This window comes from Photorhabdus kayaii, from assembly GCF_025384895.1.
Classification (GTDB): Bacteria; Pseudomonadota; Gammaproteobacteria; order Enterobacterales; family Enterobacteriaceae; genus Photorhabdus; species Photorhabdus kayaii.
Window position 1 is genome coordinate 39,055 of sequence record NZ_JAJAFZ010000030.1, and the last position, 14,910, is coordinate 53,964.

General features: G+C 47.1%; 12 protein-coding genes. 8 read left to right on the forward strand and 4 right to left on the reverse strand.

Annotated elements, in window-relative coordinates; genetic code table 11:
• Positions 1 to 67 precede the first annotated feature (67 nt).
• From LGZ98_RS12715 to LGZ98_RS12730, 4 genes are all read right to left on the reverse strand, one after another.
• Complete coding sequence (locus LGZ98_RS12715; protein ID WP_262978146.1) at positions 68 to 382, reverse strand: hypothetical protein; 315 nt, start codon at positions 380 to 382, stop codon at positions 68 to 70.
• A gap of 124 nt (positions 383 to 506) precedes the next feature.
• A complete protein-coding gene (locus LGZ98_RS12720) occupies positions 507 to 1,238 on the reverse strand; it encodes an SDR family NAD(P)-dependent oxidoreductase (protein WP_113043601.1) in 732 nt (243 codons plus the stop codon).
• On the reverse strand, positions 1,235 to 2,182 hold the full coding sequence (locus LGZ98_RS12725) for a 2OG-Fe(II) oxygenase family protein (protein ID WP_262978147.1): 948 nt from the start codon (positions 2,180 to 2,182) through the stop codon (positions 1,235 to 1,237). The genes LGZ98_RS12720 and LGZ98_RS12725 overlap by 4 nt, the downstream gene beginning before the upstream one ends.
• 408 nt (positions 2,183 to 2,590) lie before the next feature.
• Positions 2,591 to 2,743, reverse strand: coding sequence for a molybdopterin-dependent oxidoreductase (locus tag LGZ98_RS12730; protein ID WP_113043603.1), 153 nt, complete (start codon positions 2,741 to 2,743; stop codon positions 2,591 to 2,593).
• A 402-nt stretch (positions 2,744 to 3,145) separates the two neighbouring features.
• Here LGZ98_RS12730 and fecI point away from each other — a divergent pair, with 402 nt between their 5' ends.
• The 8 genes from fecI (at position 3,146) to LGZ98_RS12770 (ending at position 14,603) form a co-directional block, all read left to right on the forward strand.
• Positions 3,146 to 3,667: a ferric citrate uptake sigma factor FecI gene (gene fecI, locus LGZ98_RS12735; RefSeq protein WP_113043604.1), complete on the forward strand. Its 522-nt coding sequence runs from the start codon at positions 3,146 to 3,148 to the stop codon at positions 3,665 to 3,667.
• A gap of 1 nt (position 3,668) precedes the next feature.
• Positions 3,669 to 4,634, forward strand: coding sequence for a ferric citrate uptake sigma factor regulator FecR (fecR, locus tag LGZ98_RS12740; protein WP_113043605.1), 966 nt, complete (start codon positions 3,669 to 3,671; stop codon positions 4,632 to 4,634).
• Between the two features lie 84 nt (positions 4,635 to 4,718).
• Positions 4,719 to 7,079 (forward strand): TonB-dependent Fe(3+) dicitrate receptor FecA, encoded by a 2,361-nt coding sequence (fecA, locus tag LGZ98_RS12745; RefSeq protein WP_262978148.1) that lies wholly within the window; start codon positions 4,719 to 4,721, stop codon positions 7,077 to 7,079.
• Between the two features lie 59 nt (positions 7,080 to 7,138).
• Complete coding sequence (locus tag LGZ98_RS12750) at positions 7,139 to 8,047, forward strand: Fe(3+) dicitrate ABC transporter substrate-binding protein FecB (RefSeq protein ID WP_113043607.1); 909 nt, start codon at positions 7,139 to 7,141, stop codon at positions 8,045 to 8,047.
• Positions 8,044 to 9,042, forward strand: coding sequence for an iron-dicitrate ABC transporter permease FecC (gene fecC, locus LGZ98_RS12755; RefSeq protein ID WP_113043608.1), 999 nt, complete (start codon positions 8,044 to 8,046; stop codon positions 9,040 to 9,042). The genes LGZ98_RS12750 and fecC overlap by 4 nt, the downstream gene beginning before the upstream one ends.
• Positions 9,039 to 9,995, forward strand: coding sequence for a Fe(3+) dicitrate ABC transporter permease subunit FecD (fecD, locus tag LGZ98_RS12760; protein WP_113043609.1), 957 nt, complete (start codon positions 9,039 to 9,041; stop codon positions 9,993 to 9,995). Before fecC ends, fecD begins: the two co-directional genes overlap by 4 nt.
• Complete coding sequence (fecE, locus tag LGZ98_RS12765) at positions 9,996 to 10,763, forward strand: Fe(3+) dicitrate ABC transporter ATP-binding protein FecE (protein ID WP_113043610.1); 768 nt, start codon at positions 9,996 to 9,998, stop codon at positions 10,761 to 10,763.
• 528 nt (positions 10,764 to 11,291) lie between these two features.
• Positions 11,292 to 14,603 (forward strand): DEAD/DEAH box helicase, encoded by a 3,312-nt coding sequence (locus LGZ98_RS12770; protein ID WP_262978149.1) that lies wholly within the window; start codon positions 11,292 to 11,294, stop codon positions 14,601 to 14,603.
• The last annotated feature ends 307 nt before the right edge of the window (positions 14,604 to 14,910 follow it).

Here is a 14,910-nt window from a genome sequence, read left to right on the forward strand (position 1 = left end):
GGACCCGAAACTGGGCAGCAAACACCAGGTCCATGTTAAAATAAGAGCCGTTTGAGTGTCGGTGATTCTACGTTGCCATGTCACCTGAATGAACAGACACACAGCTTGAAACGAAGACACCAGCGAACAGTACTGCCACGATCTCATGCTTCTCAAACATACCACTGACCCCATGAGTTACTGGCCAGTAACTCATAATGAATGTACCCGCCAGCAACTGCCAAAAAACAAGGGTAAAACGACTCACACCAAGAAGCCGGGAAAGATTCTCAGTGATGATTATGGCTGCCGATATACACAATGCAGCCATCAATCCATACATATAACCTATATCAAGGCCATTAAGACGCAGACCAGACATAAGACATAAGACATAAGACATAAGACATAAGAGCTACCCCACAAGTGATAAAATTACAGAAAAGGATTAAAAGAACTTGCGCACTCTCGTACTTTATCCCCCTATCCAGAAACATCAACCGTGTCTATCGACTTTTCAAGAATGATCATTTGGCAGTTTCTCCACCATCAATTATAAAATTCTGTCCAGTTATAAATGCAGCTTCATCTGAGCAAAGGAATGCGGTCATCGCAGCAATTTCTTCCGGTCTGGCATGCCTTCCAAGGGGGATACCCTTGTTCACCTCTTCAATCATTTCAGGGGTATATTCAGCAAGTTGCATGGGAGTAAGGACTGCGCCGGGAGATATTGAGACAACACGGATTTTGGGGGCGAGCTCGATAGCCATTGTGCGAGTGAGTGAAACAATAGCGCCCTTTGATGCATTATAGTCCGCATAGTGTGGAAACGCCCCTAAAGCATTTACAGATGCAGTATTAACAATTACCCCCTCATGCATGATATCTAGTGCCGCTTTACTAATGTTAAATAGTCCATTAAGGTTAGTATTAATTACCTTATTCCATGCCTCAGAAGAGATGCTCCTGAAGCTTTGGTGTCGAATGCTAATCCCAGCATTATTGACGAGAATATCGATTCCACCCCAGCATTCACGAATGGTCGCAAATGAGTTTGCTACAGACTTTTCACAACAAATATTGCAGACAAGAAAAAGTTCGCCCCCATACTTAATATATGTTTCGTCTATAAGTGGCATCTCGTTTAAATCAATGACAGCAACTCTCGCGCCCTCTGATGCAAACCGCCTTGCGGTAGCTTCTCCTATCCCGCTTGCCCCGCCAGTTACAACCACTCGTTTATTTTCAAACCTCCTCACTTTGTGCTCTCCTCAAATACGGGGTTATAAGTTGCACTTATTTTGCTGCGAAGATATGGGAAATCCCGAGTCAGTTGTGAAATCAGATGATTACCAATATTAAAATCAGGTTTGCCTGGCCGTTTTAAGTGTATATCAGGGTTAAAGTTCATAAAGAATGCGAAACTATATCGTTCGTCACCATTAGCCAACACCCGGTGAATAAGTGAGCGAATTTCTCCATTTGAAAGTACTTCCAGTACATCGCCCGCAATTAGTAATAGAGAGTTTTTCATTGCAGGTATGGCCTGCCAAGGCTCGTTATTATTCATTCTATAGAACAGTCCCGGAGAATCCTGCAATAAAAGAGTGAAAAACTCATAGTCTGTATGGGCACCCATGCTGGACGCCTGTTGGATTTCTTCTGGCTCATGCGAAAGATAATGAATCAGTCGGAGCTGGCTTGCTGGATTACAGGTTGCATCAACAATGTTGATTTCATGATAGCTGTAATGTGATATGAACGCAGAAGTGATCAAACGCCCGAGTGAAAGCGAAAAATCAAAATACCTATCGATAACCTCGCTTGCGTTTAAAACCTGTCTTGGATAGCGATTTTCTCCGCTCAGAATCCACCCAGGCGCACCACCTGCGGGGCCGATATCAAACGCCTCGTACACTCGATCCTTTTCGTCTGCATATTGTCCTTTCTCAGTAACCGGAACGTATCCTCGATGACCGTCAGAGTTACCAATATAAAACTGCATTTTAATTTCGTCAGGTAGATAAAATAGTTGCTGAGCAACACGCTTTAGATGTACGGATCCAATGGCAAAAGCAGGATCAATAATATTGGTGATGTGAATATGTCCGAACTTTTTCAAAATTTCAATAAACTGGCTGACTTCAAAATGGCCAGTAGAAATATCCTTATACTCCATGACTGGTACTTGTTGAATCTTCATATTGTGATGCCCTATTTGGTAATTTCAAGGATTCGTTACTTTTTAGCAATATATGCAGAAGTCATGTTTGAAGCATTCATGATTCAAATTTTCCAACAATCTCATATCCATATCTATCTCTGTATCTATTTCGTTTTATTTTCTGCCTGGCCTCCTGGAGCATATTTAAGTATAAACCGACCGGCTTCAAAATGGTCAGTATAAATATCCTTATACTCTATGACTGGTACTTGAATCTTCATTTTATGATGCCCATTTGGTAATTTCAAGGATTCGCTACTTTTTAGCAATATATGCAGAAATCAGTTTGAAGTATTCATGATTCAAATTTAGTAATATATGCAGAAATCAGTTTGAAATATTCATGATTCAAATTTAGCAATATATGCAGAAATCAGTTTGAAGTATTCATGATTCAAATGTTACTGAAAAAGAGACAGATTCAGCACCATTTTCCTTTTTGAATTTTTCTAATTGCGAAGCAAGCGTGGCCATAGCTTCTTCCCAACTGATGCTTTCCCAACCGGGATCTGTTGCTCCTTTTGGTTGCGTCCTTTTCATAGGAAAATCAGGGCATTGTTTAACAATCAGCTTGTTCCGGTTCGCGCGACAGAATGTTGGCGGTTAGGTTGCCGATATGATGAATTTCATTTGCAATTAATTTGAGCCGAAAAAACGGATAAATGCGAGTCCGCTGGATTTTAAACGCGGGCTGTTACACATAGTACACTTGCCTCTTTTTCCAGATTCTAAAACCACACTGATAGACAAAAATGGCTTTTCTTAATACCTGTTTTATCACGTTTAGGATAAGGCGTATTTACTTGAATGAGTGATAAGTCTCCCGACTACACCGACTCGAATCATATCAATATGAAATAAAAAACCTTAGTAATGATTGTAATGATAACCATTCTCACATTAAGATGATGCCGTGATTATTGACTTTTGATGTTATAGGTTATGTCTGACCACATTGTTGTTTCCGCTGAGCTAACACTTGAATCGCTTTACGGCGAGCATCATGGCTGGCTGAAAAACTGGCTCACTCGCAAACTGCAATCGTCCTTTGACGCCGACGACGTAGCGCAGGATACCTTCCTGCGTGTGATGGCCGGCGACTCGCTGCAAGCCATTCGCGACCAAAAATCTTTCCTCTGCACGATCGCCAAAAGAGTGATGATCGATCTGTTTCGCCGCAACGCGCTGGAAAACGCCTATCTGGAACTGCTGGCGCAACGGCCCGAGGCATTTATGCCCTCGCCTGAGATCCGTCAGTGTCAACTTGAAACACTCCAGCAAATCGACCAGATGATCGATGGCCTGAGCAGCAAAATGCGCCAAGCATTTTTATTGTCTCAGCTTGAAAATTTGACCTATAGCGACATTGCTTCACGCCTCAATGTGTCCGTCAGTTCCGTGAAAAAATATATGGCCAAAGCCACCGAGCACTGCCTGCTGTTTCGTCTGGAGCATGGACTCTGATATGGACACCATGTTAACCCATTCTCGCCGCCAGGCATTAAAATCAGCATCACACTGGTATGCGATACTGAATAGCGATCAGGTAAGCCCGCTGCAAACTGAAAAATGGCAGCGCTGGTACGAACAGCATCAGGATCATCAGTGGGCATGGCAGCAAGTGGAAAATCTGCGCAACCAGATGCTTGTAGTGCCAGGTAATGTGGCAAGCCACGCACTTCAGGAAACTTACCTGTCACGACGCAAGGTGATGAAAGGCATACTGTTACTACTAGGAGCTGGCGGTGGCTGGCAACTGTGGTGTTCGGAGGTGGGAGAAGGCCTGCGGGCCGATTACCATACTACTAAAGGGGATATTCAGCATCATCGACTGAGCGATGGCACACTGCTTACACTTAATACCGACAGTGCCGTAGATGTCCATTTTACTCCTCAACAACGTCTGATACATCTCTGGTACGGCGAAATTGCCATCACTACCGGGCATGATACCGAAGCAAAGCTGTTGCGTGTACAAACCCGTCATGCACAACTGACTGCGCTAGGCACCAAATTTACGGTTCGTCAGGAAGCCAACGCCACACTACTCAGCGTGCAGCAACATGCCGTAGAGGTGATACTGACCGGTGCCGACCGTAAATGTATTGTGCGTCAGGGAGAAAGTCTAAGATTCAGCTCCACCGATTTTGGTGAACTGACCGCGGCAACCGCCGAAGACAACGCATGGACGCAGGGTGTACTAAGTTTCAGCGATAAACCACTGAATGAAGTGATAGCAACCCTCTCCCGCTATCGAAGCGGTATATTACGCTGCGACCCAGCCGTCGCCTCGCTACGGTTAAGCGGCACTTTCCCGATGAAAAATACCGATACGATATTAACCGTCATAGAGAAAACACTTCCCGTTAAGATTCAATACATTACCCGTTTCTGGGTGAATGTTCTGCCCGCAGAAAAATCATTAACGTAAAAAATAATCATTTTCAATTGTCCTTTTTGTTTCCTCGTTCGACTTCATAAATGAATACAGCAACAAAATGATTACGGAGACGTTATGATGCCTTTACGTGCACAGCCACTGCGCGCGCTTCACAAAGCAACACCGCTGGTAATGGCGATTCGTTTGAGCCTGTTACCGGTGGCTTGCCTAACCTCAGGGATAACGTATGCTGCGGTAGAGCCAACTAGCGCACACTATGACATTAATGCGGGCGAACTGGATAAAGTCCTTAATCAGTACTCCACCCACGCCGGTATTACCCTTTCAGTAGATGCCAGCTTAACCCGCGGCAAACAGAGTAGCGGTCTACACGGCAATTACTCCATCACCGATGGACTGAACACCTTGCTGGTCGGCACTGATTTGCAGGTGAAAACATTGGGCAATAACACGTTCACACTCGAACCTGCCCCTGTTGCGCAGAAAGACGTGCTGACCGTAGTAGGCGACTGGCTAGGGAGTGCCCGTGAAGCTGACGTGTTTGAACATGCAGGCGCACGTGATGTCATCCGCCGAGAAGATTTTGCTAAAACAGGCGCAACCACAATGCGTGAAGTGCTGAACCGCATTCCCGGCGTCAACGCACCGGAAAACAACGGTACCGGCAGCCACGACCTGGCGATGAACTTTGGCATTCGTGGCCTGAACCCACGTCTCGCCAGCCGCTCTACGGTTCTGATGGACGGCGTTCCGGTACCCTACGCGCCTTATGGACAGCCACAGCTATCATTAGCGCCAGTATCTCTCGGCAATATGGACGCAATAGACGTGGTACGCGGCGGCGGCGCTGTACGCTACGGGCCACAAAGCGTAGGTGGTGTGGTGAATTTCGTGACCCGCGCTATCCCGCAGGATTTTGGTATTGATGCCAGTGTGGAAGGACAACTTAGCCCCACATCCTCACAAAATAATCCAAAAGAGACCAATAATCTGATGATTGGCGGTACGGCAGATAATGGTTTCGGCACAGCGCTTCTCTACTCCGGCACACGCGGCAGCGACTGGCGCGAGCACAGCGCCACGCACATTGACGACGTGATGCTCAAAAGCCGCTATGCACCCAATGAAGTGCATACCTTCAACAGCCTACTACAATATTACGATGGCAGTGCGGATATGCCCGGTGGCCTTTCACGCGCCGATTACGATGCCAATCGCTGGCAATCCACTCGCCCATATGACCGCTTCTGGGGCCGCCGTCAGCTCGCAAGTCTCAGCTATCAGTATCAACCCGACCAGCAGCACAAATTCAATATTCAGGGCTTATACACTCATACCTTGCGCAGCGGTTATCTTGAGCAGGGCAAGCGCATTACCCTTTCCCCGCGAGAATATTGGGTGCGCAGCATCGAACCACGCTATAGCCAGCTCTTCAATTTAGGTCCTTCAGCCCACGAAGTAGGGATTGGCTACCGTTATGTGAATGAATCCAGTCACGAAATGCGTTACTACACCGCCACCAGCAGCGGCGAATTACCCAGCACATCAAGCCCTTATGACCGTAATACTCGCTCCGGCACCGAGGCTCATGCTTGGTATATTGACGACCGCATTGATATCGGCAACTGGACCATCACGCCTGGAATACGATTCGAACATATCAAATCCTTCCAAAACAACAATGTGAAAGGCACCCGCCAAGAAGTAAGTTACGATGCGCCGCTGCCTGCACTCAATGTTCTTTATCATATTACTGATAGCTGGAATCTTTACGCCAATACGGAAGGCTCATTCGGTACCGTACAGTACAGCCAAATTGGCAAGGCTGTGAAAAGCGGCAATGTAGAACCTGAAAAGGCGCGAACTTGGGAAGTTGGAACTCGCTACGATGACGGCGCATTGGCAGCGGAAATGGGGCTGTTCCTGATTAACTTCAACAATCAGTACGACTCCAACCAGACTAATGATACCGTTACGGCACGTGGGAAAACCCGACACACAGGACTGGAAACTCAGGCACGTTACGATCTTTCCGAACTTACGCCCAAGCTGAATAACGTTTCGGTTTACGCCAGTTACACGTATGTCAACGCAGAAATTCGTGAAGAAGGTGACAGCTACGGGAATCAAGTGCCGTTCTCACCGAAACATAAAGGTGCATTTGGCATAGATTACAAACCGGGTAGCTGGACTTTCAACCTCAACAGCGCATCCCAATCCAGCCAGTTTGCTGATAACGCTAATACCGTGCAGGAAAGCGCCAATGGAAGCACCGGCCGTATTCCGGGCTTTATGCTGTGGGATACGCGCGTGGCGTATGACTTCGGTCCACAAATGGCTAATCTGAGTCTGGCCTTTGGGGTGAAAAACATCTTTGACCACGAGTATTACACCCGTTCCTATGATGATAATAACAAAGGTCTCTACGCCGGGCAGCCACGTACGTTCTATATGCTGGGTTCGCTAAAATTCTGATGTTACACTCATCCGCTCGCCGGGCTATTGCCCGGCTTTGCTATTTCTGGAGCTAAGTTATGCTTGCACCGATTCACGTAATGTTTATCGTTTTGCTCTTCTTCACCAGCCTGCCCCATGCCATTGCGGTCACGGTACAGGATGAGCAGGGCAGTTTTACCCTCAATACCGTTCCCCAGCGCGTCGTTGTGCTGGAATTATCGTTTGTTGATGCATTGGCCGCCATCAATATCAGCCCGGTAGGTATTGCCGATGATAATGATCCGCAGCGCATCCTCACGGATGTTCGCCAGCGTATTAAACCCTGGCAATCAACGGGCACTCGCGCTCAGCCAAGCCTTGAAGCCATCAGCGCGTTAAAACCTGATCTCATCATTGCAGACAGCCAACGCCACGCGGGGATTTATCGGGCGCTCAAAGGCATCGCGCCCGTCCTACTGCTAAAGTCCCGCAACGAAACCTACGAAGAAAACCTGCAATCTGCCGCGATCATCGGCAAAATCATGGGGAAAGAGAGTGAGATGCAACAACGGCTGGCAGAACACCGTGAACGCATGAAAGGCTATGCCAGTCAGTTGCCACAAGGCGTCAGTGTGGTTTTTGGCACCTCGCGCGAACAGCAATTTAACCTGCACTCCAGCGATACTTATACCGGCAGCGTCTTAACGGCATTAGGGCTGAAAGTTCCGGCGCCAGTTAATCATGCAGCAATGGCTTCTCTCAACTTAGAGCAGTTACTGGCACTCAATCCTGACTGGCTTATCGTCGCCCACTATCGCCAAGAAAGCATCGTGAAGCGCTGGCAGCAAGATACGCTGTGGCAGATGATGACAGCACAGCACAAGCATCAGATAACAGCGGTAGATAGCAATACTTGGGCTCGTATGCGCGGGATATTTGCCGCTGAACGCATTGGCAGTGATGCGGTAAAAATCTTCCATCATCAACCCGTTAATGAAACACCATGAGACGCCATCACCATGCGGTCTGGCGCTGGGGATTGCCGCTGGTTGCCCTGTTTAGTGCGTTCTGGCTAAGCCTGTTTTGCTACTCCGCTATTCCCATTCCCGCCATTAGCGCACTTAAGGCGCTGGTGCCAGGTCATACACCGACATTGCCTGAAGCGCTGGTTATCAATCTGCGGCTACCACGCAGTCTGGTTGCTATTCTGCTTGGCGCAGCTCTGGCATTGTCCGGCGCACTACTCCAGACGCTCACTCATAATCCGCTGGCCTCACCCTCCTTACTGGGCATTAACAGTGGAGCAGCACTGGCTATGGCGCTGACCAGCGCTTTCAGCCCGGCACCGCTGGCCGGATATTCCATTTCTTTGGTGGCAGCTTGCGGCGGTGCCATTAGCTGGATGATGGTGATGGCCGCAAGTGGTAGCTGGCAGCAAAAATACGATCGCAACCAACTAATTCTGGCGGGCATTGCCTTATCTGCCTTATGTATGGCACTAACACGTATTACGCTACTGCTTGCCGAAGATCATGCTTACGGCATTTTCTATTGGCTGGCGGGTGGAGTCTCCCATGTCCGCTGGCCTGAATTCTGGCAGCTATTCCCTTTCGTGGTGGTCACTGTACCTGTAGTTTTGTTGCTGGTGAAATCACTTAATCTGCTCAACGCTGGCGATGTCAGTGCCCATACGCTTGGCGTGAACCTGACGCGACTGCGCATCTTCGTCAGTCTGGCAGTACTGATTCTGGTAGGGGCCTGCGTCAGTGTAGCGGGACCAATCGTGTTTATTGGTCTGCTAATGCCCCATCTGGCGCGGTTCTGGGTTGGCTACGATCTGCGCCGCACACTGCCAATGTGCATGTTGCTGGGAGCGGTATTTATGCTACTTGCGGATTTACTGGCCCGTTCACTGGCCTGGCCAGGAGAACTCCCGGCAGGTGCGGTACTGGCGCTGATTGGTGCCCCTTGCTTTGTCTGGCTAGCAAGGAAGCGAACATGAATCGTCAGGTTATCTTACTTTTAGTCGTGTTGCTGGCAGTTACGCTGGTGCTAGCGCTACGCATGGGCACGCAACCACTTCCCTGGGACGCTTTAATAAGCGGCTGGCAACCCGGTGACAAACACCACTTTGTGCTAACGCAGTACCGTCTACCACGTATTTTACTCGCCATCACTGTAGGCGCTGCACTGGCGCTCTCCGGCGTCTTGGTCCAAGGGATTGTTCGTAATCCACTGGCCTCCCCCGATGTACTGGGGGTAAATCATGCAGCAAGCCTGGCGTCGGTAAGTGCGCTGATACTTTTCCCTTCTCTGTCGGTGCAGTGGCTTCCGCTACTCGCTTTTTGCGGTGGAATAGCCGCGCTAATCCTGCTGCGGGCGATTGCCGGTCCCTCTTCGCCACTGCGCCTTGCACTGGTTGGCGTGGCACTTTCAGCTACCTGGACAAGCATCACCGATTACCTCATGCTCTCACGCCCACAAGATATCAACAATGCGCTTTTGTGGCTGACGGGCAGTCTGTGGGGACGCGACTGGCAGTTTGTGGCTATAGCCCTGCCGGTATTGATGATACTGATACCGCTCAGCCTACGCTTTTGTCGCGATTTAGATTTGCTGGCACTCGGTGATGACAGCGCCAGCACACTGGGCGTCTCGCTCCTACACGTACAATCCTGGGGATTAATGCTGGCAGTCGCGCTCGCCGCAACAGGCGTCGCCGTTTGCGGTCCGATTGGCTTTATCAGCCTCGTGGTACCCCATCTCGTTCGCAGACTTGTGGGAGGACGACATCGCTGGCTTATACCAGCATCCATGCTTATGGGTGCACAGGTTCTGCTGCTAGCCGATTTGCTGGCAAGGACCATAGCTCCACCAATGGAATTGCCTGCTGGCGTACTGACCGCCATCATTGGCGCTCCTTATTTCTTCTGGCTTTTAGTGAGGACACGTTAAATGGAACTGGCTACGGAAAAGTTATCTGCGGGCTACGGGGAGAAACGCATTCTGAATGACCTGTCGCTCACCCTCCCGACCGGGAAAATCACGGCGTTGCTCGGCCCTAACGGCTGCGGGAAATCAACATTACTGAAATGCTTTTCGCGGCTATTAACACCATTATCTGGAAAGATAACAATAGATAGTGAACCTTTAGCGCACTTTTCCTCACGCAAGCTCGCCAGACATCTGGCGCTTTTACCGCAACACCCTCTCACACCAAAAGGGATCGCCGTCCATGAACTGGTTGCATACGGACGTAGCCCTTGGCTGACATTTTGGGGGCGTTTAGCACCTCATGATCATCATCTTATACAACAAGCAATGGAAAAAACGCAGATTAGCCATCTTGCCGATAAACGCGTTGCCGACCTTTCAGGCGGGCAGCGCCAGCGTGCTTTTCTGGCGATGGTTTTGGCCCAAGATACGCCGTTGGTGCTACTCGACGAACCCACTACGTATCTTGACATCAACCATCAGGTGGAATTGATGAAGCTGCTGCGTGAGCTGAACAACGAAGGAAAAACGGTCGTGACCGTACTTCATGACCTCAATCAGGCTAGCCGGTACTGTGACCATCTGGTACTACTTTCTCAAGGGCAGGTTGTCGCCCAAGGCTCACCCGAGGAAGTTATGACACCGAAATTATTACAGCAGGTATTCAGCATTGAAGCGGAAATTCACCCCGAACCCGTTTCAGGTAAACCAATGTGTGTAGTGTGTTAAGCAGGAATCTAATGTAACGTGTTGGTTCTCTTTTCCAGTGCGGCTTAATATGTTCGGCTTTTTGTTAAAGGTTGTTTCGGGATTAATTGTTTATACCTTCCAACCCAAAAAGCCGAGCTTGAATTTATGTGATGCTTATAATTGCTGTTCTTAGGTAAAGTTAACGTTATTTAGGCTTTGCGGTCTCGATTTGACGAACATTAGGCTTCATTTTGGGGCTCATTTTTATCGAAGTGAAGATGCTCTCGCATCCGCAACATCAGGGAATAATTTTGTTAAATCATCCATTTAATTTGCTGTTCTCCTCTGGCTATTTCTTCATCACAGCAAATATACGACACTTAACCTATCTTGTAGCTAGCATTCCCGAATAGTGCTTCGTGATAAGGAAGATGAATAAAGTATGGGGGGCTTTGTTACCAGACTGTGACGTATGTCATAACGCTTAAGCCAAACGCCTACAAAACCCATATTGATTGCTGTACTCTTATCATTCAAGGCATTTATTAGATAATTCAAAGAGCTATGATGGCCGCAATTTCCCTTTCGAATGATATTCTCCGTACCTGGCAACGTATAGAGTTCTTCCAACCTTATACACTTGAAAAAAAAGATAAAAGCTTACTAATTCCGCTTAAAACACTCTATCAGCTGGGAGATAAGGCACTACCCTGGCTTTCGTCAGAACTCCGTCAACAACATGATATTCCCGATCAAAAAGTCTTATACAACTTGTACGTCGGTTTGTTTGATAAAGCTATCGCTAACGCGATCAGCCAAGCGGTGTTTGGTCCAGATGAAGGGTATTATGCAGAAGAATTTGAGCAACGGCTGGATAAAGAAGGAACAACCTGCTTTGCCAAAATTCCATTAGGCACGGAAGGAAACCCTGCTCTGGATAAATTTTCAGTGAGTTCTCTTCCTTGGGCTTTAGGGCACCTGCGTGATGAACGTTTTGAACAGCTTAATACGAAGGTATTTTCAGCCAGTTGCGAGCATCTTAAAAATACCCTCGGCAACTTTAGCGTCTCTCTGAAGCCAATACGAGAAAATGGCCCCGGTATTTTAAAAGCAAATGATATTTTAACACTGTTGACGACACATCTGGTGAGTTGGGCAGATTTTGAACCCCAATGGCAATATGCTTTACAAATAGACTGGATGGAGGGAAATGGCGACTGTACAGAAGCATCACAAGAAAATAGCGATGAAATTGAAGAAGAAGTCAGCGCTAATGATAAAACCTTTGCACTTCCTATTTTAAATAGTTTTTTCTTTGAGGACATTGAATACGCTATTACGGCCCTAAAACGAGGAGATAGATGCAAAGCTCTCAGAGCATATCTTTCTCATCATAGTGTCCCCAGGAATCCAGACCTTTATTCACAAGACGGGCTTGCCTCCATCATCAGTAAACTCCATCCAGCGAAGATGCCTCATGGACGCTGGCCTTCCGATCCCAAACATGCCATGTCGCTAATGCAGCAATTTGCTATTAATACGGCGATAGAAGAGCTCGCTGATGGTGGGCTGCTTTCCGTCAACGGCCCTCCGGGAACTGGAAAAACAACGCTTCTGCGCGATCTAATAGCACATAACATTGTTGAACGAGCGAAGATACTTACGCGTTATCAAAAAGTTGATGACACGCTGGACAATTCCGGTTTTATTGTGAATGCACTCACTGGTTTCGAAATGGTCATTGCGTCATCCAACAACGCCGCAGCAGAAAACATATCAAAAGAATTGCCGCAAAAGAAATCATTGGCTGAAGAATTCCAATCGCTTGACTATTTAGCACCAACCGCAAACCAGATAGCTGCCGAGAACCGCCCGAAGCGCGAACATAAAAAAAGTAAAAATAGTCAGGGAAAAGTTAGAACCTATCACCTCTATCGTCCATTGAAGGAAGAGAAACAATGCTGGGGGATCATTTCCGCTGCTTTGGGCAACAAACCAAACCGGACTAAATTTTCTGATCGCTTATTTTTTGATGAACATTTTTTACGCGACACCCCAACTGAAGCCTCTCGTCCCGCTGAAGAGAACTTTCTCAGTCTTTGGCGCTTGAGGCACTATCACAACCCCATCTCTTTCGCCACCGCTAAAAAACGTTTCCTCGTATGTCTGGAAAAGACAAAAAAACTTCAACAGCAACTAGAAATGTTTGTGCATCTGATAGAAAAACAGCATAACGATTCATTCGACACGTTATCACTGAAGTTGAAGCAAATAGAAGGACTGTACGAAACACAGCTTAACAGGCTGGAACAGGTGAAAACAGAGCAAGATGTATTAGGAAAACAGCTCCAACATGCGGAACAGCAACAAAAAATTATCGAAAGTGATGCACCAGGATGGCTAATGCGTCTGATGAATCGCAAGCGAGTGCATGTGTATAAAGAAACGTTGCAGTGTGCACAACACGAAGTATTAAGACTGATGAGATTGCAAGCCGAACAAGCCCAGCGTGTTGCGGAACAACGCAAGTCAGTTAATGACATAATTGAAAAAAAGCGAACCTTACAACAGAATATCGAAAAAATTATCCAACAGCGGGTGAATGACCATCGTTCTCTACAAACTTTGAAGCAGCAGTTTTCCGATATCACATTGCCAGATATCAACCAACCTATCACTGATGCAACATTACAACGAACGGCCCTTTGGCAGAACGCACAGATAAATCGTCAACGTTCCGCATTATTTATCACAGCGATGGAACTTCATCAGGCTTGGCTTTATGAAGCACTAGGAGTACCTCGTTTTAGAGACTTCATAATATTTAATCTCGCGGCTTTTTTAGCACAACCTCATTCCAAAATCACGCCTATACGCTGGTGGCAAACGCTGTTTATGTTTGTGCCCGTATTATCCACAACTTTCGCATCTATAGGGCGCATGTTCCACGGAGTGGAAAGCGAAGAACTTGGCTGGTTAATGATCGATGAAGCCGGCCAAGCACCTCCACAACAAGCTGTCGGGGGACTCTGGCGTGCAAAACGGGTACTGGTTGTTGGAGACCCTTTGCAGATTGAACCGGTATTTACGACCCCTCCGCCGTTGGTTGAACGTCTTTGCCTAGATGCTCTGAATGAAAAGGCTAAAGACTGGAATCCGGGATTACTTTCAGTGCAACAGGTTGCTGATCGCGTCAATCATTGGGGATGTGAATTAGAAGTCATGAACAACCTGATCTGGCTAGGTATTCCATTGTGGGTACACCGTCGTTGTATTGAACCAATGTTCAGTTTGGCTAATAAGATGGCCTACAATGGCCGCATGATTCATGGGCTTGATGCTGACAAGATTCGCTGCCAACCTATGAACAACATTCTGGAAAACCATTGGCTGGCATCGGTTGGAGGGACAGGTGAAAAACAATATCGTGACAGCCACGGTAAAGATTTGCTCAAGTTATTGGACCAACTGCTTGTTGCAAATGTTTCTCTTCATTCGATTTATGTTATTACACCGTTCAAAGCAGTTAAGTCAGCACTGTGTGAATTATTAGGAAAGCGTGATCTGGCTACCTGGCGGCAATCTATGCCATTGATGACACGAAAAGAACTCAACGTATGGCAAAAAAATTGTATTGGTACAGTGCATACTTTTCAGGGCAAAGAAAACGATATTGTCATTTTTGTCCTAGGCTGCGACGAAAATAATGATGGCGGCGCAAAATGGGCTGCCAGCAAGCCTAATCTGTTAAACGTTGCGCTCACCCGAGCAAAAAAACACATTTTCATAATTGGCGATCCAGCGGTATGGCATGGTTTGCCTTGGTTTCGTGATGTAGCCAAGGAGTTGCCAGTGGGAACATATCATCATTTACAATAACTCCAAGGTGGAATGATCAAAAAACGAATAACGAAATGAGTAAACAGATTATTGACAAAATGCTGATTTTTTATCCGGCACTTTGTTTTAATTAAGTTGCGTTTACCAAACGGAGCTTGCCACCATGTTAAGAATACCCCCTAAAGTTCTTCTAAAGTAACCATAGCCTGAGGATCTCCACGATTTTGTTTTCTTTAGCAAAATTTGATCGTACCTCAGGCGCTTTAGTTCCCTGCTTAAGCGAAGTTCAGGTTAATTAAATATGATTAACCATAGGATATCCCATTGTTCTATTGAGATATCCTAT

Excerpts from the sequence above, each read along its gene's own strand:
- LGZ98_RS12715 (WP_262978146.1), bottom strand. The coding sequence starts at position 382 with ATGTCTTATGTCTTATGTCTTATGTCTGGTCTGCGTCTTAATGGCCTT.
- LGZ98_RS12725 (WP_262978147.1), bottom strand. The coding sequence starts at position 2,182 with ATGAAGATTCAACAAGTACCAGTCATGGAGTATAAGGATATTTCTACT.
- LGZ98_RS12730 (WP_113043603.1), bottom strand. The coding sequence starts at position 2,743 with ATGAAAAGGACGCAACCAAAAGGAGCAACAGATCCCGGTTGGGAAAGC.
- fecI (WP_113043604.1), top strand. The coding sequence starts at position 3,146 with ATGTCTGACCACATTGTTGTTTCCGCTGAGCTAACACTTGAATCGCTT.
- fecR (WP_113043605.1), top strand. The coding sequence starts at position 3,669 with ATGGACACCATGTTAACCCATTCTCGCCGCCAGGCATTAAAATCAGCA.
- fecA (WP_262978148.1), top strand. The coding sequence starts at position 4,719 with ATGATGCCTTTACGTGCACAGCCACTGCGCGCGCTTCACAAAGCAACA.
- LGZ98_RS12750 (WP_113043607.1), top strand. The coding sequence starts at position 7,139 with ATGCTTGCACCGATTCACGTAATGTTTATCGTTTTGCTCTTCTTCACC.
- fecC (WP_113043608.1), top strand. The coding sequence starts at position 8,044 with ATGAGACGCCATCACCATGCGGTCTGGCGCTGGGGATTGCCGCTGGTT.
- fecD (WP_113043609.1), top strand. The coding sequence starts at position 9,039 with ATGAATCGTCAGGTTATCTTACTTTTAGTCGTGTTGCTGGCAGTTACG.
- fecE (WP_113043610.1), top strand. The coding sequence starts at position 9,996 with ATGGAACTGGCTACGGAAAAGTTATCTGCGGGCTACGGGGAGAAACGC.
- LGZ98_RS12770 (WP_262978149.1), top strand. The coding sequence starts at position 11,292 with ATGGCCGCAATTTCCCTTTCGAATGATATTCTCCGTACCTGGCAACGT.